General features: G+C 58.0%; 20 protein-coding genes. 12 read left to right on the top strand and 8 right to left on the bottom strand.

Translation table 11 applies throughout. From position 1 onward, the window contains the following. Positions 1-1,653 (top strand): electron transfer flavoprotein-ubiquinone oxidoreductase, encoded by a 1,653-nt coding sequence (locus tag LWH94_RS01860; RefSeq protein WP_094624011.1) that lies wholly within the window; start codon positions 1-3, stop codon positions 1,651-1,653. Positions 1,654-1,766: 113 nt separating this feature from the next. Here the strand turns inward: LWH94_RS01860 and LWH94_RS01865 are convergent, their stop codons facing one another. From LWH94_RS01865 to LWH94_RS01895, 7 genes are all read right to left on the bottom strand, one after another. Beyond that, positions 1,767-2,228 carry an FKBP-type peptidyl-prolyl cis-trans isomerase gene (locus LWH94_RS01865; RefSeq protein ID WP_058340902.1) on the bottom strand — a complete coding sequence of 154 codons (462 nt, stop codon included), beginning with the start codon at positions 2,226-2,228 and terminating at the stop codon, positions 1,767-1,769. 201 nt (positions 2,229-2,429) lie between these two features. Next, a complete protein-coding gene (locus LWH94_RS01870) occupies positions 2,430-2,996 on the bottom strand; it encodes a DUF1285 domain-containing protein (RefSeq protein WP_232901028.1) in 567 nt (188 codons plus the stop codon). A gap of 15 nt (positions 2,997-3,011) precedes the next feature. Then, positions 3,012-3,908 carry a radical SAM protein gene (locus LWH94_RS01875; protein ID WP_232901030.1) on the bottom strand — a complete coding sequence of 299 codons (897 nt, stop codon included), beginning with the start codon at positions 3,906-3,908 and terminating at the stop codon, positions 3,012-3,014. Between the two features lie 40 nt (positions 3,909-3,948). Further along, the gene (locus LWH94_RS01880) at positions 3,949-4,398 is read right to left on the bottom strand and encodes a SixA phosphatase family protein (protein ID WP_232901032.1); all 450 of its coding nucleotides are present in this window, start codon (positions 4,396-4,398) and stop codon (positions 3,949-3,951) included. Between the two features lie 25 nt (positions 4,399-4,423). After that, the gene (locus tag LWH94_RS01885) at positions 4,424-5,485 is read right to left on the bottom strand and encodes an NAD(P)H-dependent glycerol-3-phosphate dehydrogenase (RefSeq protein WP_232901034.1); all 1,062 of its coding nucleotides are present in this window, start codon (positions 5,483-5,485) and stop codon (positions 4,424-4,426) included. A 51-nt stretch (positions 5,486-5,536) separates the two neighbouring features. Further along, positions 5,537-6,028 carry an STAS domain-containing protein gene (locus tag LWH94_RS01890; RefSeq protein ID WP_022988214.1) on the bottom strand — a complete coding sequence of 164 codons (492 nt, stop codon included), beginning with the start codon at positions 6,026-6,028 and terminating at the stop codon, positions 5,537-5,539. 14 nt (positions 6,029-6,042) lie between these two features. Beyond that, complete coding sequence (locus LWH94_RS01895) at positions 6,043-7,251, bottom strand: PP2C family protein-serine/threonine phosphatase (RefSeq protein WP_232901036.1); 1,209 nt, start codon at positions 7,249-7,251, stop codon at positions 6,043-6,045. A gap of 114 nt (positions 7,252-7,365) precedes the next feature. On the opposite strand from LWH94_RS01895, the gene LWH94_RS01900 reads away from it, so the two are divergent. Continuing rightward, on the top strand, positions 7,366-8,850 hold the full coding sequence (locus LWH94_RS01900; protein WP_232901038.1) for an HD domain-containing protein: 1,485 nt from the start codon (positions 7,366-7,368) through the stop codon (positions 8,848-8,850). Here the strand turns inward: LWH94_RS01900 and LWH94_RS01905 are convergent, their stop codons facing one another. Continuing rightward, on the bottom strand, positions 8,851-9,861 hold the full coding sequence (locus LWH94_RS01905; RefSeq protein ID WP_232901039.1) for an NAD(P)/FAD-dependent oxidoreductase: 1,011 nt from the start codon (positions 9,859-9,861) through the stop codon (positions 8,851-8,853). It lies immediately after the preceding gene. A gap of 8 nt (positions 9,862-9,869) precedes the next feature. Between LWH94_RS01905 and LWH94_RS01910 the strand changes: the two genes are divergently transcribed. From LWH94_RS01910 to LWH94_RS01955, 10 genes are all read left to right on the top strand, one after another. Then, positions 9,870-10,832 carry an acyl-CoA desaturase gene (locus tag LWH94_RS01910; protein ID WP_232901041.1) on the top strand — a complete coding sequence of 321 codons (963 nt, stop codon included), beginning with the start codon at positions 9,870-9,872 and terminating at the stop codon, positions 10,830-10,832. Then, complete coding sequence (locus LWH94_RS01915; protein WP_058340894.1) at positions 10,829-11,299, top strand: nuclear transport factor 2 family protein; 471 nt, start codon at positions 10,829-10,831, stop codon at positions 11,297-11,299. The genes LWH94_RS01910 and LWH94_RS01915 overlap by 4 nt, the downstream gene beginning before the upstream one ends. Continuing rightward, on the top strand, positions 11,296-12,084 hold the full coding sequence (locus tag LWH94_RS01920) for an SDR family NAD(P)-dependent oxidoreductase (RefSeq protein ID WP_232901043.1): 789 nt from the start codon (positions 11,296-11,298) through the stop codon (positions 12,082-12,084). Before LWH94_RS01915 ends, LWH94_RS01920 begins: the two co-directional genes overlap by 4 nt. Positions 12,085-12,126: 42 nt before the next feature. Then, on the top strand, positions 12,127-13,392 hold the full coding sequence (locus LWH94_RS01925; RefSeq protein ID WP_232901045.1) for an NAD(P)/FAD-dependent oxidoreductase: 1,266 nt from the start codon (positions 12,127-12,129) through the stop codon (positions 13,390-13,392). 2 nt (positions 13,393-13,394) lie between these two features. Next, the gene (locus LWH94_RS01930; RefSeq protein WP_232901046.1) at positions 13,395-14,291 is read left to right on the top strand and encodes a DUF1365 domain-containing protein; all 897 of its coding nucleotides are present in this window, start codon (positions 13,395-13,397) and stop codon (positions 14,289-14,291) included. Next, on the top strand, positions 14,279-15,553 hold the full coding sequence (locus LWH94_RS01935) for an SAM-dependent methyltransferase (RefSeq protein ID WP_232901048.1): 1,275 nt from the start codon (positions 14,279-14,281) through the stop codon (positions 15,551-15,553). Before LWH94_RS01930 ends, LWH94_RS01935 begins: the two co-directional genes overlap by 13 nt. Further along, on the top strand, positions 15,550-16,074 hold the full coding sequence (locus LWH94_RS01940) for a DUF2878 domain-containing protein (RefSeq protein WP_232901050.1): 525 nt from the start codon (positions 15,550-15,552) through the stop codon (positions 16,072-16,074). Before LWH94_RS01935 ends, LWH94_RS01940 begins: the two co-directional genes overlap by 4 nt. After that, the gene (locus tag LWH94_RS01945) at positions 16,071-16,808 is read left to right on the top strand and encodes a hypothetical protein (protein ID WP_232901052.1); all 738 of its coding nucleotides are present in this window, start codon (positions 16,071-16,073) and stop codon (positions 16,806-16,808) included. The genes LWH94_RS01940 and LWH94_RS01945 overlap by 4 nt, the downstream gene beginning before the upstream one ends. A 78-nt stretch (positions 16,809-16,886) precedes the next feature. Further along, the gene (gene xthA, locus LWH94_RS01950) at positions 16,887-17,699 is read left to right on the top strand and encodes an exodeoxyribonuclease III (RefSeq protein ID WP_232901054.1); all 813 of its coding nucleotides are present in this window, start codon (positions 16,887-16,889) and stop codon (positions 17,697-17,699) included. Between the two features lie 18 nt (positions 17,700-17,717). Continuing rightward, positions 17,718-18,347 carry a TetR/AcrR family transcriptional regulator gene (locus tag LWH94_RS01955; protein ID WP_232901055.1) on the top strand — a complete coding sequence of 210 codons (630 nt, stop codon included), beginning with the start codon at positions 17,718-17,720 and terminating at the stop codon, positions 18,345-18,347. The last annotated feature ends 2 nt before the right edge of the window (positions 18,348-18,349 follow it).

Here is an 18,349-nt window from a genome sequence, read left to right on the forward strand (position 1 = left end):
GTGGAACGCGAATCGATGGAATTTGATGTTCTGATCGTCGGCGGCGGCCCTGCTGGCCTGTCTGCAGCCTGCCGCGTCATGCAACTGGCGCAGGAAGCTGGCGAAGAATTGACTGTCTGTGTAGTAGAAAAAGGTTCTGAAATCGGGGCGCACATCCTCGCAGGTACCGTATTCGAGCCTACTGCCCTGAATGAACTCTTCCCGGACTGGAAAGAAAAAGGCGCTCCCCTGAATACGCCGGTTACCCGGGACGACATTTTCCTGCTCAAGAACCAGGAAAAAGCTACCAAGGTTCCCAATGCCTTTGTGCCCAAGAACATGCACAACCACGGCAACTACATTATCAGTCTGGGCAACCTGTGCCGCTGGCTGGCCGAACAGGCCGAGCAGCTGGGCGTAGAGGTTTACCCGGGCTTTGCCGCCTCTGAGACCATCATTGAAGATGGCCAGGTTAAAGGTATCATCACCGGCGACATGGGCGTGGCCCGTGACGGCTCCCAGAAAGATGGCTACATGCCGGGTATGGAGCTGCGCGCCAAGTACACCCTGTTCACCGAAGGCTGCCGCGGCCATCTGGGCAAGCGCCTGATCAGCGATTTCAAGCTGGATGAAGGCAAAGACCCTCAGCACTACGGCATCGGCATCAAAGAACTGTGGGACATTGACCCGGCCAAACACGAGCCGGGCCTGGTGGTTCATACCACTGGCTGGCCGCTGAATGAGTCTGGCTCTACCGGCGGTTCTTTCTTGTATCACCTGGAAAACGGCCAGGTTTATGTTGGCCTGATCACCGATCTGTCCTACAGCAACCCGCACCTGAGCCCGTTTGAGGAATTCCAGCGTCTGAAGCACCACCCTGAGGTGAAGAAGTACCTGGAAGGCGGCAAACGTGTTGCTTACGGCGCCCGCGCCATCGCCAAGGGCGGCTACAATGCTCTGCCGAAAATGAGCTTCCCGGGCGGCTTGCTGCTGGGTTGCGATGCCGGCACCCTGAACAGTTCCAAAATCAAGGGCTCCCACACTGCCATGAAGTCTGGCCTGCTGGGCGCCGAAGCGGTGTTCGAAGCTCTGAAAGAAGGTAAGTCTGGCGAAGAGATCACCAGCTTCCAGAAGCGCTTTGAAGACAGCTGGTTGTACAAAGAGCTGTACGCCGAGCGTAACTTCGGCCCGGCCATGCACAAGTTCGGTAACATCGTAGGTGGCGCCATTGCCTTCTTCGAGCAGAACATTCTGCGTGGCAGCCTGCCGATCACGTTCCGCGATACTACCCCGGACTACGCCACCATGAAGCCGGCATCCGAGTGCAAGAAGGTCACCTATCCGAAGCCCGATAACAAGCTGACTTTCGACCGCCTGTCCTCGGTGTTTATCTCCAACACCAACCACGAGGAAGACCAGCCGGTTCACCTGAAGCTGACCGATCCGGACATTCCGCTGAAGGACAACCTGCCCAAGTTCGACGAGCCCGCCCAGCGCTACTGCCCGGCCGGCGTGTACGAAGTGGTTGAAGCGGAAGATGGCAGCGGCAAGAAGTTCCAGATCAACGCCCAGAACTGTGTTCACTGCAAGACCTGTGACATCAAGGACCCTGCCCAGAACATCACCTGGGTAACGCCGGAAGGCGGTGGTGGTCCCAACTACCCGAATATGTAAGCGGGTGTACTGACCAGAAAATGCCGGAGCTTGCCTCCGGTATTTTTTTGCCACGAAATCCAAAAAAAACGGCCCCCGCAGGAGCCGTTCTTTGATCAACCTTTCGGAAGAGATCAGTGCACGTGGCCGTGCTCTTGCTCTTCGTCGGTTGCTTCGCGAGCTTCTACCACTTCTACGTCGAAGTGCAGAGTCTGGCCCGCCAGCGGGTGGTTGGCGTCGATAGTGACGGTTTCGTCGCTCACTTCAACAACGCGAACAACCTGGGGGCCGCCCGGAGTCTGGGCCTGGAACTGCATGCCCGGCTCGATGGTGTCGACGCCTTCGAAGGCAGAACGCGGAACCGGCTGGATCAGTTCTTCGTTAACTTCGCCGTAGCCTTCAGCAGGAGCTACAGAGACTTTAACCTGGTCACCAGCGCTCTTTTCGTTGAGTGCGTTTTCCAGTCCACCGATAATGTTCTGTGCACCTTCCAGGTAAGACAGCGGCTCACGGCCTTCTACGCGGGAGGAATCGAGTTGCTCTCCCTGGTCGTTAGTGAGCGTGTAATGGATGGTGACAACACGAGGTTGGGCCATGTGATCTCCTTGCGTGTCGCAATGACTGTGTATTTAAGATGTAGGTAATCGAAAGTAATCTTGAACAGCCATACTGCACAGAGGGACTAACGACCACCGGGCCTCGTTAGAGAGCCAGGCTCGATAACAAGTAAGAAAAGACAGTTTAACAAGTGACAGACTGCGTTTTCTACCTCATTCATTGGGGTGGTCAGGGGCTTTTCAACCGCCCTGCCCGATTTTCCAGAATTTTCCGTGGCTAAAAACTCCCAGCACGGTTTCGCCGTTTACCATTTGCTCTTCAACAAACTCTGCCAACTGGTAAAAGGCATTGGTCACCAACCGTGCTTCCACGCCGTGCCTGACGGCGACAACTGGCCGGGGCTCGTCGCTGTCGGGATAGGCCCCCACCTCAAGCGGATGGTCCGGGCCGATTTCCAGGGTTTCGCCCATATTGGTGGTCACCGAAATCACCTGGCTATCACCCTCTCCCGTGGCCTCTGCCGAGTGGGCCAGCAGCGGCGTGTCTTCTACCGCAATCCGCCACTTCTCCACCGGGGTGACCAGGTAGTAGGCGCCGTCCTGCTCTTTTCTCAAAATCGTGGAGAACAATCGCACGATCGCTTCCCGGCCGATGGGTTTGCCCTCGAACAGCCAGGAGCCGTCCCGGGTGATCAGCAGGTCCATATCCCCCAGCAGCCCCGGGTTCCATTGGTCTAGCGGCGGCAAGGCCTTGCCACCGGCATTCTTTTCAACAGCGGAGGCCAGTTCATCAGGCTTTCGGGTCATAGTGATCTACTCCGTTTACAGTCCGCGCATCCACTCGGGGCGAAGAGCCGCCGCACCGGGATTGCTGATGGCCAGGTTGACCTGCTCCAGCATTCGCTGTTTGTCCCGGCCCAGAGTGCCCTTGAGCACCAGGTAGTTGGAGGCATGGTCACTGCGGAAAATGGTTTTCTCCAGTTCCAGGTGCTCGAGGAACAGGCGTATTTCCTCAAATAAACCTTGCTGGCTCAGGGGTACGAAATCATCACCAAAACCTTCCCGGAAACGCTCTTCGCCCTGAGGAAAGCTGACAACCAGTGTCGACAGGTAATCCGGCTGGGTTTCGTTGCACAGGGTGGCTGTGTTGATGGCATGCTGGCGCGACAGGGTTTCACCACCCAGGCCGTTAAGCACCATCACAGAGCTGGTCAGGCCAGCCTCGCGAATCTTGGTCAGGGCGGAACGGGTGGATTCCCAGCTCTCACCCTTGTTGATACGTTTCAATACTTCGTCGTCGCCGGATTCCATGCCCACGTACAGGATGCCAAGCCCGGCTTCGCGCAACTGCACCAGATCTTCAACAGATTTCTTCGCCAGGTTCCGTGGCAGGCAGTAGCTTGAAACCCGCTGGAGGCCCGGAAAGGCGGTTTTCAGGTCGCTCAGGATTTCCAGCAACCGGCGGGTTGGCAGCACCATGGCATCGCCATCGGCCAGAAACACTCGGCGGACGTCACCGAAGGCCTCGGCAGCCTTGGCGATATCGGCCCGGATGTCCTCAGGCTTCCTGGCCCGGAATTTCTTCTGGGGCTGGGTGTACATTTCGCAGAACGTACACTGGTTCCAGGAGCAGCCGTTGGTTACCGGCAGGATCAGGGACTTTGCCTCGCTCGGCGGGCGGAAGACGGGTTCGATATACTCGATCGGAAAGCTGTACATGGCGTCTCGAAACTTGCGAAATGGAATGACAGGATAAAGATCAGGGCAGAAACTGTTCTTTCAAGTCAGCGCAGCCCGGGCCCACCACCGGCATATCCAGCACCACGGCCTGGGCGGTCATAAAGGGAATGCCCTTTCGATGGCCGTCCACCAGTAAGGTAGACAGGCTGCCCACCAGGGGCATGTGGCACACCAGCATCAAACGGGAAATATCGGTTTCCAGTAAAGCGTCAAGGCAAAGCCCCGGATCATCGTCCGGGGTAATGAACGGCTTTTCGTCTACCGGGCAATTCAGCACTTCAGAGACAATCGCTGCGGTTTGCCGGGCCCGGGTGTAGGGGCTGCACCAGATCCGGTCCGGGCGCCAGGAGGATTTGCCGATTGCCGCGGCCACGGCCGCTGCCCCGTGCCGGCCCACATCGGTAAGCTCCCGTTCCTGGTCCAGGCTGTGCCAGCCGGCTTCGCCATGGCGCATGATGATCAGTTGCATAAGCGCTCCTCGTTCGCAGAAGCCTTTACTGGGTGATGGTGCGGGGCAGAATAAATTCTACGTCAGAGTTCTGTACCGCCATCATCAGGCTGCTGATGACCGCGTTGATCGAGGCACCGTTGTACAGAATCTCGTAAAGCCCGCGCACCAGCGGCATGTAAATGCCGATGGATTCCGATTTCTCCCGCACCAGTTTCAGGGTGTAGATGCCCTCGGCCACCTGGCCCAGCTCTTTCACCGCTTCGTCCAGTTGCTTGCCCTTACCCACCGCGTAACCAATCCGGTAGTTCCGGCTTTTGTTCGATGTACAGGTGGCAATCAGGTCGCCAACACCCGCCAGCCCCATAAAGGTCATCGGGTTGGCCCCAAGGCTTACGGCAAAGCGGCTCATTTCCGCCAGCCCTCGGGTAATCAGCATGGCCCGGGCGTTTTCACCCATCTCCAGCGCCGAGGCCAGTCCGGCCACAATGGCGTAAATATTCTTGAGGGCGCCGGCCAGCTCTACGCCATACACGTCTACGTTGGCGTATACCCGGAAATACTCGCACCCCAGCAGATCCTGCACCGTGCGGCGAACTTCCGGATCCTTGGCGGCAATGACCGTGGCGGTCAGCTCACGATTGACGATCTCGGCCGCCAGGTTCGGGCCGCTGAGCACACCGGAGCGACAGCGTGGAAGCTCCTCCATCAGGATTTCGCTCATCAGCTTGAAGCCGTGTTCTTCAATACCCTTGGTCAGGCTGACTACAATCTGCCCTTCCCGGAATGCGTCGGCATTCTCGCGGATCACAGAGCGGAAAGCCTTGGAAGGGATAGCGACCAATACCACTTCGGCCCTGGCAACGGCTTCGGCCAGGTCTGTGGTGGGCTGCACGTCGCCTTCAATGGTGACATCCGGCATGTAGCGCTTGTTCACACGGGTACGGCGAACTTCCTCCGCCTGGACTTCATCGCGCATCCAGAAATGGACGGTGTGGCCGTTTTCGCCAAGAACCTTGGTCATGGCGGTACCAAAGCTACCGCCACCCAGCACTGCAACGTCGTAGGACTTCGCCCCGTCTTTCGGGGGAGTGGTGTTTTCAGGCATATCATTTCCGTTTTATTGCGTACGGGCAGCGCACCCGTGGCGTACTGAAACCTAGCCGGTTTCTTCACACTCGAGGGCACGCACCAGATTCTTGAATTCTTCCCTGTTCTTGCTGTTCATACCCATCAGGATTTTATGGGCGTCCAGAACCTTGTCTCTCACCTGCTGCTCGCTGGCCTTGAGTACGGGAATTTCTTCGAGTTCTTCTATCCGGGAAGCGGGCTCGCGCACAATGATAAAGATCTTGTCGAAACCCATTGAGGTAATAATGCGGGTAATATCAGGGTTGGTCGAGATCAGAGTCGGCAGGAAGCGGCTCTGCTTTCGGGCGGCCAGGGCAATCTTGGCCAGCAGCCCGAGGGTGGTGCTGTCGATAATTTCGGTCTCTGTCAGATCGATAATTACCGTTTTGAACTGCGGGTTACCCGTGATGGTCTCAACCAGATTGTCCAGCGTCGAACACAGGTTCAGCCGGATTTCCCCAATAAACTTCAGGACGTAAATTCCCTGCTTTTCTGCCTGCAGGATCTTATAACCAGCCATTTTTCACACTGCCACTACGTCGACGACGTGTTATCTGGCCCGTCAAGGGCATCAGTTACCGAAACTATCGCGATATCGTCGGGCAACTCGGAGATGGTATCCAATCCCAGAGCCTCACTCAGCGATGCGATAGTGTGACTACCTCCAGACACGAGTTCAAGTAGTGTTCGTTCCTTTTCATCCAGCGATTTCGGAGCAATTACCTCCAGAATGCCGTCTGAAAACATCAACAACCTGAACGGCCGGTCCAGATGAACCTGATACACCTCCCATTCGGGATCTTCGAATAACCCCACCGGCAGGCCATTACCTTCCAGAAACCGGGTTTCGCCGTCTTCAAACGACAAAATCGGCATCGGGAAATGTGCACCCACCGCATAACTCAGTATACGTTCAGATATGGAAATTATCCCCACAAACACGGTTACGTGTTTACCCAGGCCGGTATCGAGCAGTTCCGAGTTGATCCGCTCGAGAAAGCGCTCCGGGTGAAGGATGTCGTCGCTGGACTGCCGTTTGAGGTTGCGCTGCAAACGATTGGTCAGGTTTTTCAGCAACACAGTGACAAAGGCAGAACTGGCACCGTGGCCGGAAACATCGGCGATGTACACCAGCACCTTGTCTTCGGAGATGCGGAAATAATCGAGAAAATCGCCGCTCAGGTAGAGCGAGGGTTTGATCTTATGGTCGACCTGCAACCCGGAAATCTGCAAATCGTGGTCCGGAAGCATTCGCAGCTGGACTTTGCGCCCGGCGTTCTGGTCTGCCCTCAGCTCCGCAATACCGCTGCGCAGCTCCCGGTTGGTTTCTTCCAGCTCCTGTCGGTACAACTGGTTCAATCGGTTAACCCGCACCCGGTCGAACAGTTTGCCGATCACATCATCCAGCGCGCCTTTGTCGTCGTTGCAGGGCTTGAGCACCACATCGGTGGCACCGGCCCGCAGCGCCTGGATAACATCGGTACTGGAGTTGCTGGCCGTGCAGGTAACCACCGGAATAAAGCTTTCCGAGTCCGCCAGCCGGGTGGTGAGATCACGGATGGCGTCGGCGGGCAGGTCTGCAAAGATGACGTCCGGGAGTTTATCTTCGAACAAGCCGCGGGCGGACTGGATATCGGGATACCCGGTCACGTAGAAACCCCTCGCTTCAAGGTAGCGTGACAAATCGTTTCGAGCCTGTTCGTCGGCATCGATAATCAGTATGCGCTCGGTGCGCGAGTTCATGTTGATTGCCTTAAACTACCAGCGATAAAAGAGAAATTCGGGTCATATCGCCTATTCTGGCATGCCCCTGTGATATAACAAGGTCGCTGTCATCATTTTGGGAGAATTGTAACCATGCGACGTGCCGTCAACGACCTGCTGGGAGCCTACGACAAGCTGATCATGGATCCGGTTCACGGGGGTATTCCCCTGTACCGCCATGAAATACAGGTTATTGACCACCCGCTGTTCCAGCGTTTACGCAACATCTGCCAGAACGACATTCTCAGCCTGGTGTTCCCCGGTGCCACTCACTCCCGGTTTCTGCACAGCATCGGTGTGATGCATGTGGGCACCCGGATGTTCCGCTCGATGATCGATGCCTACCTGCGGGAGCGGCAACTGAGCGAGCGCATGGACCTGAGCCTGAGCCAGCTTGATGCCATTGACTACCTTGCCAAGACCATCCGGCTGGGGTGCCTGCTGCATGACAGCGGCCATTCCAGCTTTTCCCACCAGTTTACCCAGGCCCGGCGCATCCGGGAGCTGATGTCCCGCCCCGGACGGTTTGCCGACCTCTGGCAGGGCGTGGATTACTCCCGCTATCACCAGGGCGAGCCGGACGAACTGGAGCATGAGCACTATTCTGTGCGGGTGGCACACGAAGTGCTGACCTCGGTCGACCTGGAAAGCGCCGGCCTGGATGTGGTGGATGTGATCGGCATTATGGAGACCACAGACGTCACCCCCAGCGACACCTTCTGCCGCCACGCACGCACCTTCTGGGATTTCATCGCCGGCGACGATGCCGTTGCCGGGGCGATTCCGGAACGCGACGTACCCGGGCTGGTCATGGGACTGTTGTCGTCCATTGTATCGGGCGAGATTGATGCCGACCGGGCCGATTATATGCTGCGGGACGGCTTCCACAGCTCCGTCACCATCGGTGGCTTTAACCTGGACCACCTGCTCAGCAACCTGCGGTTTGGCTGGGACGTAACCGAACCCTGGATGGGGCTGGCCATTACCCAGAAAGGCCTGGGCGCGCTGGAAGACTTTGTATACAGCCGTTACCAGATGTACCGCAAGGTTTATGCCCACAAGACCGCCCTGGGCTTTGACTGGCTGCTGCGCGAGGCGATTAACGAAGTCCTGGAAGACCCGGAAAGTTTCGAGTGGATCGATACCTGCCTGAGCGATATGAACTACTTCGCCGAACTGACCGACAGTTTCTTCTGGGAGGCGTTCCGGAAAGTGGCGAGACGGCAGCCGAAGAGCTACTCCTTCAGCATTGTGAACCGGGTGAAGCTCAAGCACCTGGACACCCGGGAGAACATGGCCAAGGCAGAGATCACCCAACACGGCAACTGGCTGGCCGGAGAGCTGGGCCTGAACCCGGTGGACGTGGTGACCTGTTCCATGCGGGCCCGGTTTTCCAACATCCAGGACAATTTCAACGGCATCAAGGTACTGGTGAAGAACCCCGTCAGCCGGGAGCGGTCGCTGCGGAAGATCACCGATGTCAGCGCGTTCTTCTCCAAGTTTGGCGATGGCACCATCACCCACTTCTACCACCGGCCGGAAGTGACCACCCGGGCCCCTTTCGACCTGATGGAATAATCAGCCCAGGGCTTCAACCAGGCGAGTGGCGCTTTCCCAGGCGCCTTCTACCCGGCCGCCATTGAGCCAGTCTCCTGCCAGGCCTACGCCCAGCCCGGGTTCCAGCAGATAACCGGGCTGTTCCTGCTGCACCGAGCGGGCGTAAAGCCACCTGTGTGCTACAGCATCGGTCGCAGCGCCCTGATACCCGGTCAGTTCGTAAAAGGCAGCCAGCAACTGCTCCGACACTTTTTCGGCGGGCTCCTCGACATGGGCCTGCGTCCATTCCGGCGTGGCATGCAGCACCCACCACTGGCCCTGATCGTTGCGCTCCGGTTTGGAGGAATTGTTAGCCACCCAGTAAAGCACGTCGGAATCCGGCCGCATGGCGTCGAAATCATAGCTGGGAGTTTCTTTAAAGTGCGCGGCCACTGCCCAGCAGGCCAGAATACTGTCTTCAGAATGGCCAAGGTTGCCAGCCAGTTCATTCAGCCCACTCGCCTCCAGCAGATCCCGGGCCTGGGCCGGAGGCGCTGTGATGATCACCTGGTCGTAGCTGCCGTGGTCATTGCCTTCGGTGCAGATCAAGCGCCATTGCTCCCCGACCCGCCCCAGTTTCGCAATCCGTACCTGCGCGGTTACCGGAACGTGTTCGGACAACGCCCGGGTAATGGCGGTCATTCTGGGTACGCCTACGTAGCGGGTTTCCTCGGGGAACGCCTGCCACTGTTTATCGTCGCCCTGAAAGCCGAAACGGCCCTGCCAGGGGGCAAAATTGTCGGCTCCGGCATACGCCTTCAAAAACGCCAGAAATTCCGGGTGACGGGCCGTGAAATACTGGGCTCCGATGTCCGCCGAGCTTCCGGAAACCCGTTTAGACGACATACGGCCACCGGGGCCACGACTTTTCTCGAAGACCCTGACATTATGGCCCTTTCGGCCAAGCAGAATTCCTGCGGTAAGGCCCGCAAGCCCTGAACCAATAATCGCGATACTTCGTATTGATGGGGTGTCTGACGTTACATTGAGCATGGTTATTTATGACCCGAGTGAATTACTGGCTGACAAATATTCTGAGATGGTTCGATTCCGAAGCGGGATCAGATCACCTGGACACCTCGTCCCGAACCTTTAACTGGGTACGGGTACTCCCGTTTATTGCCCTGCACCTGGCCTGTCTCCTGGTACTGGTGACCGGCACAAGCACCTTCGCGATGGTGTTTGCCCTTGGATTTTTCCTGGTTCGGATGTTCGCGATTACCGGCTTCTATCACCGCTACTTTTCCCACAAATCCTTCAAAACCAGCCGGCCCGCGCAATTTGTGTTTGCCGTTCTGGGCGCCAGTGCCGCGCAGCGCGGCCCTCTTTGGTGGGCGGCGCACCACCGGCACCATCACCAGCATTCAGACCGCGAGGAAGACCTTCACTCCCCCCACCAGGGCGGATTCTGGTGGTCCCACGTGGGATGGTTTACCTGCGACGCCGGTTTTGCCATGAACGAGCGCCGGGTAAAAGACTGGCTCAAGTTCCCGGAACTGCGTTTTATCAATCGCTTCGACTCCCTGGTGCCTGCCGCCTTCGCAGTTGCTATTTACCTGCTTGGCGAATCACTGGCTGCCTGGGCGCCCGGGCTGGGCACCAACGGCCTGCAACTACTGGTTTGGGGTTTCTTTATCTCCACCGTGGTGCTGTTTCACGCCACCGTCTCTATTAATTCCCTGTCCCACGTGTGGGGCAAGCGCCGCTTTGAAACCAGCGATGACAGCCGCAACAACTTCTGGCTGGCACTGATCACGCTGGGCGAAGGCTGGCACAACAACCACCATCGCTGGCCAACGGCGGTTCGCCAGGGCTTCCGCTGGTATGAAATCGACATTACCTGGTACGGCCTGTGGGTATTGTCGAAACTGGGCATTATCTGGGACCTGAATCCGATCCCCGACCATATCCGTAAGGAAACCCTCGAACTCGACCGCAACCGTACCGGGAGGGCAAGCCAATGAGCCAACACCTTTCCAGCGTAGACACCAGCACACCGGTTGCTGAACTACCGGAAGTGCTTGAGCGCTTCTGCACACTGTACAACCAACTCGACAAAGGCAACCTGAGCCAGCTCAAGGACGTGTACAGCCAGGATATCCACTTCCAGGATCCGTTCGGCCAGGTGTCCGGGTTGAACGAGCTTACCGAATACATGGCTGGGGCTTATGGCAACGTACTCCATTGCCAGTTCCGTTTCAGCTCGCCGGTTATCCAGCAGCAATGGTGCACCATCCCCTGGGTAATGGAGCTGCGCCACAAGCGCATCCGTAACGGCAAGACCGTGTTCGTAGACGGCATCAGTCACCTGGAAATCAGCAACGGCAAGGTGCGCTTCCATCGGGACTATTTCGACGCCGGGCAACTGCTTTATGAAAACCTGCCGGTGGTCGGTGGCGCCATCCGCTGGGTGAAGAGGCAGGCAGGATGAACAAACGACTGCAATCCGCATCGAACATCTGGCTTACCGGCGCCTCTTCCGGAATCGGCGAGGCCCTGGTGAATGAACTGGCAAAGCGCGGCCACAACCTGGTCATTACCGGCCGGCGAGCCGAGGCGCTGGACAAGCTGGCCAGCCAGCACCCGAACCGGATTACATCCGCCGTGGCAGACACCACCAGCCTGGACGATTTGTCTGCCATTCAGGGCGATCTCCAGCATTTTGGCGACCTGGACATGGCCATTCTGAACGCCGGCACCTGTGAGTACCTGGAAGTCGCCAACTATAACAGCCAGGTCATCGAGGCCAATATCATTACCAACGTGCTGGGCACCGCCCGCAGCCTGGACATCGCCCTGCCCGCATTGCGGGCCACCCGGGCCAAGGGCAAGCCGGCAACCCTGGTGATTGTCAGCTCCTCGGCCTGGTGGTTTCCGTTTGGCCGGGCCGAAGGTTATGGCGCATCCAAGGCCGCCCTGACCTACTTTGCCCATGCCCTGCGGGCAGACCTGGCTGCCGAAGGCATTGATGTGGTGGTGGTCTCACCGGGTTTTGTAAAAACGCCGCTGACCGATCGGAACGACTTCCCCATGCCATTTATGGTGACCGCAGACGATGCCGCACAAAGGATTGCCAACGGGCTGGCCAAAGGCCGCAACGAGATTGCCTTCCCGCGGCGGTTTACCTGGCTGCTGAAAGTGCTGGGCGCCTTGCCTCAGGGCGTGGTGGATCGCATGGCAGCATCCATGGCCCGCAAAGCCGACCAGAATTCCTGACCGAACCTATTTTGTGAACAAACCGCTTAAGGAAAACCATCAATGAATCAGGACCGTCAGCGCATTGCAGTTATTGGCGCCGGTGTTTCAGGACTGACCGCCGCCTGGCTGCTCAGTGAACACCACGACGTAGAATTGTTCGAAGCCGCCGACTATGCCGGCGGCCACACCAACACCGAGCTGGTACAGGCCGGGGGTCGTACCTGGCCGGTCAACACGGGCTTTATCGTCTTCAACGACTGGACCTACCCGAACTTCATCAAATTGATGGACCGGCTTGGCGTGGCCTCGGAAGTCAGCGATATGAGCTTCAGCGTGGACTGCCACACCAGCGGCCTGCAATACAACGGCACCAGCCTGAACACCCTGTTCGCCCAGCGAAAAAACGTCCTGAACCTGCATTTCCTGAAAATGATCCGGGAGATCCTGCGCTTCAACAAGGAAACCCGGGCAGACCTGGCCGCCGGTGAAATTCCCGAAGGCGAAACCCTGGGCGAATACCTGAACCGCAACCATTACAGCCGATACTTCCGCAACAACTACATCGTGCCCATGGGAGCGGCCATCTGGTCCGCGCCGGAAATCGTGCTGGAGCAGTTCCCGATCCGGTTTTTCCTGCAGTTCTTCAACAACCACGGCATGTTGTCGGTAGATGACCGGCCCACCTGGAGGGTCATTTCCGGCGGTTCCGCCAGCTATGTCACCCGCATGATGCAGAGACTGGGGGACAAAACCCACCTGAACAGCCCTGTCTCCGCCATCCAGCGGGATGAAAACGGCGTAACGCTGGTTGTTAACGGGAAAAACCACCGCTTCGACCAGGTTATCCTCGCCTGCCACAGCAACCAGGCACTGGCCATGCTGAGCGACGCGAGTGACCAGGAGCGGGACATTCTGGGCGCCATCGGCTACCAGAAGAACGACGTGGTGCTGCACACCGATGCCAGCGTGCTGCCCTCCAACCGTCGTGCCTGGGCGGCCTGGAACTACATGATTCCCGAGCACAGCACCCATCCGGTATCTGTCACCTACAATATGAATATCCTGCAGAACTTCGACGACGCTCCGGAGACATTCTGCGTAACCCTGAACCGCAGCCGGGATATCGATCCGGGCAAAGTGATCAAGCGGTTCGAATACGACCACCCGGTGTTCACCCTTGAGGCTGTTGCCGCACAGCAGCGCTATGACGAAATCGGCAACCATAACCGCACGCACTTCTGCGGTGCGTACTGGTTTAACGGCTTTCACGAAGACGGCGTGCGCAGCGCCCTGCGGGTGACACAGGCCTTTGGTGTGGAGCTTTGAGCATGGCCAGCCAGTGGCTAGAAGGCACTATAAGACATCGCCGTAAGTTGCCGGTACAGCATGAGTTTCGGTACAACATTGGCATGCTGGCACTGGACCTTGAGGAGTGGTCTTCTGTCACTTCCATCAGCCGCTTTTTTTCACTGGAACGGTTCAACTGGCTGGGGCTTTGCCGGAAAGATTACCTGGACCCGCACATCCCGAACCTGCACCAGGCTGTCGTTCAACGGGTTCGGGAGGCCACCGGCTGGCAGCCGGACGGGCCGGTTCAGCTGATCACCCACCCGCGGTATCTGGGCTACGTGTTCAACCCGGTCAGCTTTTACCTGTGCTACGAAAAGGGCCAGGACCCGGCCCGGGGTGACGTGCCCCGGGTGATTCTGGCCCAGATTACCAATACTCCCTGGAAGGAACGCCACGTTTACTGCCTGGAATGCCGTAATCACGGGCCGGGGGATGCAAGCAACTGGCAAACCGAGCGTTTTTCCTTCAGCAAGCGTTTCCACGTGTCGCCGTTTAACGGCATGAACCAGCACTACCAGTGGCTGTTCAGCTTCCGGGGCCCGGAACTGCGCATCCACATGAACGTGGAACAGGAAGATCACAAACATTTTGATGCCACCCTGGTAGTCCAACGGCAGGTACTTGATCGTAAAACCCTGCATCGAAGCCTGCGACGTTTCCCCTTGGAAACTATCAAAGGCACCGCCGGTATTTACTGGAACGCCCTGAAACTGAAACTTAAGGGCGCCCCCTTCTACACCCACCCGGACAAACTGGAGCCACAGGCACCGGAGTTCCGCCGGGGATTGGAAGATCAGGGGTTCGATGTCAGTGAACCGGCCATCAACGCGTCAAATGAACAACCTTCAGGAAGGGTAAGCTCATGGAGAACCTGAATACCTCCGTCACCAGCCAGGAATCCAGCGTTGCCAACACCGGCACCATCAGCCGGGTTGCCCGCAAACTGGTGTGCCATCAGTTGTCCATGCTCGGGCACGGCAAACTGGTGGTACGTGAACGCGGTTACGACGACCAGGTATTCGGCGACAACGACCAGCGTTACCCGACCGCAGAACTGGTCATCCACAACCACAGCACCTGGCGGGACCTGGTCACCGGTGGCAGCGTGGGGGCGGCGGAATCCTACGTGGCTGGCGACTGGAGCTCTCCGGACCTGACCGCCCTGTTGCGCTTCTTCACCCGCAACCTGGACACCATGAACGCCTTCGAGGACAAGTTCAGCTGGATCAGCAAACCGGCCCTGAAGGCCCTGCACTGGCTGAACCGCAATACCCCGGAAGGTTCCCGCAAGAACATCAGCGCCCACTACGACCTGGGCAACGACCTGTTCCAGCTGTTCCTGGACCCTACCATGATGTATTCCTCCGCCATTTATCCGGGCGAGGACTCCACACTGGAACAGGCTGCGGTTCACAAACTGGATGTCATTTGTCGAAAGCTCGACCTGCAACCCGGCGACAAGGTGATGGAGATCGGTACCGGCTGGGGCGGCTTTGCCATCCACGCCGCCAAACATTACGGCTGCCACGTAACCACCACCACCATCTCGAAGGAACAGCTGGAACTGGCCCGGGAGCGTGTGAAGACCGAAGGGCTGGAAGATCGCGTTACCATGCTGTTTGATGATTACCGCGACCTCACCGGCCAGTTCGACAAGCTGGTCTCCATCGAAATGATCGAAGCGGTAGGTCCGCAGTTTCTCGACAGCTACCTGTCCCAGATCAGCAAGCTGCTGAAGCCGGATGGCCTGGCCCTGGTGCAGGCGATCAATATGCCGGAACAGCGTTACGAGCGTGCCCTGAAGAACGTGGACTTTATCCAGCGATATATCTTCCCGGGCAGCTTTATTCCTTCGTTTGGGGCGATCCTGCAGTCCATGGGCCGCGGGTCAGACCTGGTACTCACCCATAACGAAGACTTCGGCTTCCATTACGCCCGCACGCTTCGGGATTGGTGCGAACGCTTCATGGCAAAGCGCAGCGAACTGGATGCCCTGGGTTACGACACCGCCTTCCAGCGACTGTGGCACTTCTACTTCGCCTACTGCGAAGCGGGCTTCAGTGAGCGTGCCATTGGTGTGGCCCATTTGCTGATGGCCAAGCCGGCCAACAAGCGCGCCAACATCATCAGCCTATGATCACCTCGGAAACGGTCCGGAATGTCCTGAACTTCGTACTGTTCCAGGCCGGCTGGTTCGCTTGTGTGCTGTACCCGGGGCTGCCGGTGACAGCCCTGGCATTGGGGCTTTTCATGGTCCATATGCTGCTGGTGAGCCAGAAGCGCTTTTCGGAACTGCAGTTTATCGGGGTCGGTGTTGTACTTGGCGGGCTGCTGGACACGCTCTGGTTCCGGCTTGGCATTCTCGGCATCCCGGGTATCGAAGAAATTGCCGTTGTGCCGCCCTGGCTGGTGGCTATTTGGGCCCTGTTCATGACCACCCTGTGCCACTCATTGGCGTGGATAGGCCAGCACCGCTGGCTTCCGTTTGCGCTGGCACCGTTTGCCGGGGCACTGGCTTACTGGTCTGCCGCCAAACTCGGCGCTGTCACACTGCCGGATACGGCCCTGTCGGTAGCGGCCATCGCGCTGGGCTGGCTGGTGATCTTCCCGCTGCTGTTGTTCATCCGGAAAAGTTTGTACACGGAGCTTGAGCCATGAAAGTGACAACAGCGCTTGTTGGCGCCCTGCTCGGTTGTAGCCAGGCCAGTGCCGCTGTCTTCGAGTTCCATGGCAGCGCCCGGGGCCTTGATGACGACAGGCCGATCTACCAGGAACACCATGCCGTCAGCGGCACTTGTGAATCCGGCGTATTCGTTCCGGAGCAACACCAGGTCGATTACCTGAGGGCCAGCGACGACACGCCCTTTGCCAGCAAGCAACTGACATACCGGCAATCTGTCCAGCTGCCGGCGGTGGATTTTCACCAGCCGGAGTTCAACGAGCGCCTGGAGATCAGCTACCCCGAAGCCAACACCCTGGACATCACCTGGCAGAAGCCTTCCAGCGAAACCGCCATGTTCGAGCTGCGCTTTGGCAGCAAACTGGTGGTAGATGCCGGCTTTGACCAGTTCGTACGCGCCAACTGGGCCGCGGTAACCAGCGGTCAGTCTGTAGAATTCGATTTCCTGGCACCCACACGGGGCGATTACTACGGCTTTGTGCTGGAACCCGGCCCGAAAAACCGGGTAGATGCCGACATTGTGGTGCAAATCCGCCCCACCAGCCTGATGCTGAGAGTGCTGGTTGATCCGATTGTGCTCGGCTACAACCGCCAGGGCGCCCTGACCCACTACCTGGGGCTGACCAACATTCGCAAGAACGCAGATGCCAATCACACCGCTGCAATCAACTACCGGGTCATCCGATACCCTGAGTGTGAACTGACAGACTGACTGCGCCCCTTCAGCCACACGGCATACGCCATCCCTTATGGTAAACTTCCGGGCAAACTGATCCGGAGATTCCACGCCATGATGTTTGTGTCGTTTAACGTAAACAGTATCCGCACCCGCCTGCACCAGCTTGAAGCCGTGATTAAAGAGCTGAATCCCGACTTCATCGGCCTGCAGGAAACCAAGGTGACCGATGCGGAATTTCCGGAGGAAGCCATCCGCCAACTGGGCTACCACGTGCATTTCCATGGTCAGAAGACGCACTACGGCGTGGCGTTGCTGTCGCGGATAGAACCGGAGCATGTGGTTAAAGGCTATCCGTCTGATGGCGAGGATTCCCAGCGCCGCCTGATTACCGGTCGTTTTACCGTAAATGGTGAGCCGCTGACGGTCATCAACGGTTACTTCCCCCAGGGCGAAAGCCGCGACCACCCGGTGAAGTTCCCGGCCAAGCAGAAATTCTACGCGGACCTGATGGCCTATCTGGACGACCTGAAACAGCAACCGGGCCATGTGGTGGTGATGGGCGATATGAACATCTCCCCCACCGACAAAGACATCGGCATCGGCCCGGACAACGCCAAGCGCTGGCTGCGTACCGGAAAATGCAGCTTCCTGCCGGAAGAACGGGAATGGCTGGGAGAAGTGGAAAAACGTGGCTATACCGACGTCTTCCGCCACCTGCACCCGGATGAAGCCGATACCTTCAGCTGGTTCGACTATCGCAGCAAAGGCTTCGAGCGGGAGCCGAAACGGGGCCTGCGTATCGACCTGATCATGGCCAGCGACAGCCTGCTGCCAAAAGCCAGGGCAGCCGGGGTGTCCTACGACATCCGTGCCATGGAGCGGCCATCCGACCACTGCCCGGTTTGGGCCAGCTTCGAGCTGTAAAGGCGCGCTACTGCCCTTATGAAAAAGGTCAAAACCAGAGACAGGATTCTCGACACCAGCCTGCAACTGTTCAACAGCCTGGGAGAACCCAATGTCACCACGCTGCTGATCTCCGACGAACTGGAGATCAGCCCGGGTAACCTGTATTACCACTTCAAGAGCAAGGGTGACATTGTCGAGGAGCTGTTCGACGGCTTTGAGGCCGAAATGCTCGACCTGCTGGCAGTACCGGAAGATGTGGAGATTTCACTGGACCAGTTCGGGTTCTTCCTGCACATGCTGTTTGAGGCAGTAGCCCGTTACCGGTTTATGTACCAGGACCTGGTCAATGTGCTGTCGCGCTACAGCCAGTTGCAGGTCCGGTTCCGGCGCATTCTCAAAAAGAAAACGACAGCGTTTCGTACCCTGTGCCAGAGTTTTCGCGGCCAGCAGACCATGGCCATTGAAGAGGCAGAACTGGAATCCCTGTGTGAACAGCTCACGCTGACCGTGTGCTACTGGAGCAGTTTCGACACGCTGTCACACCTGGATAACCGGGAGTCGGTGGATCCGGGCAAGGGGGTGTACCAGATGCTGCACCTGATACTGCCCTACATGGCGGCTGAGGAACAGGAACAGATCCGTCTCACCAGCCACACGTATCTGTAAAG

Origin of the sequence: Marinobacter sp. G11 (genome assembly GCF_021282325.1) — a bacterium.
Classification (GTDB): Bacteria; Pseudomonadota; Gammaproteobacteria; order Pseudomonadales; family Oleiphilaceae; genus Marinobacter; species Marinobacter vinifirmus.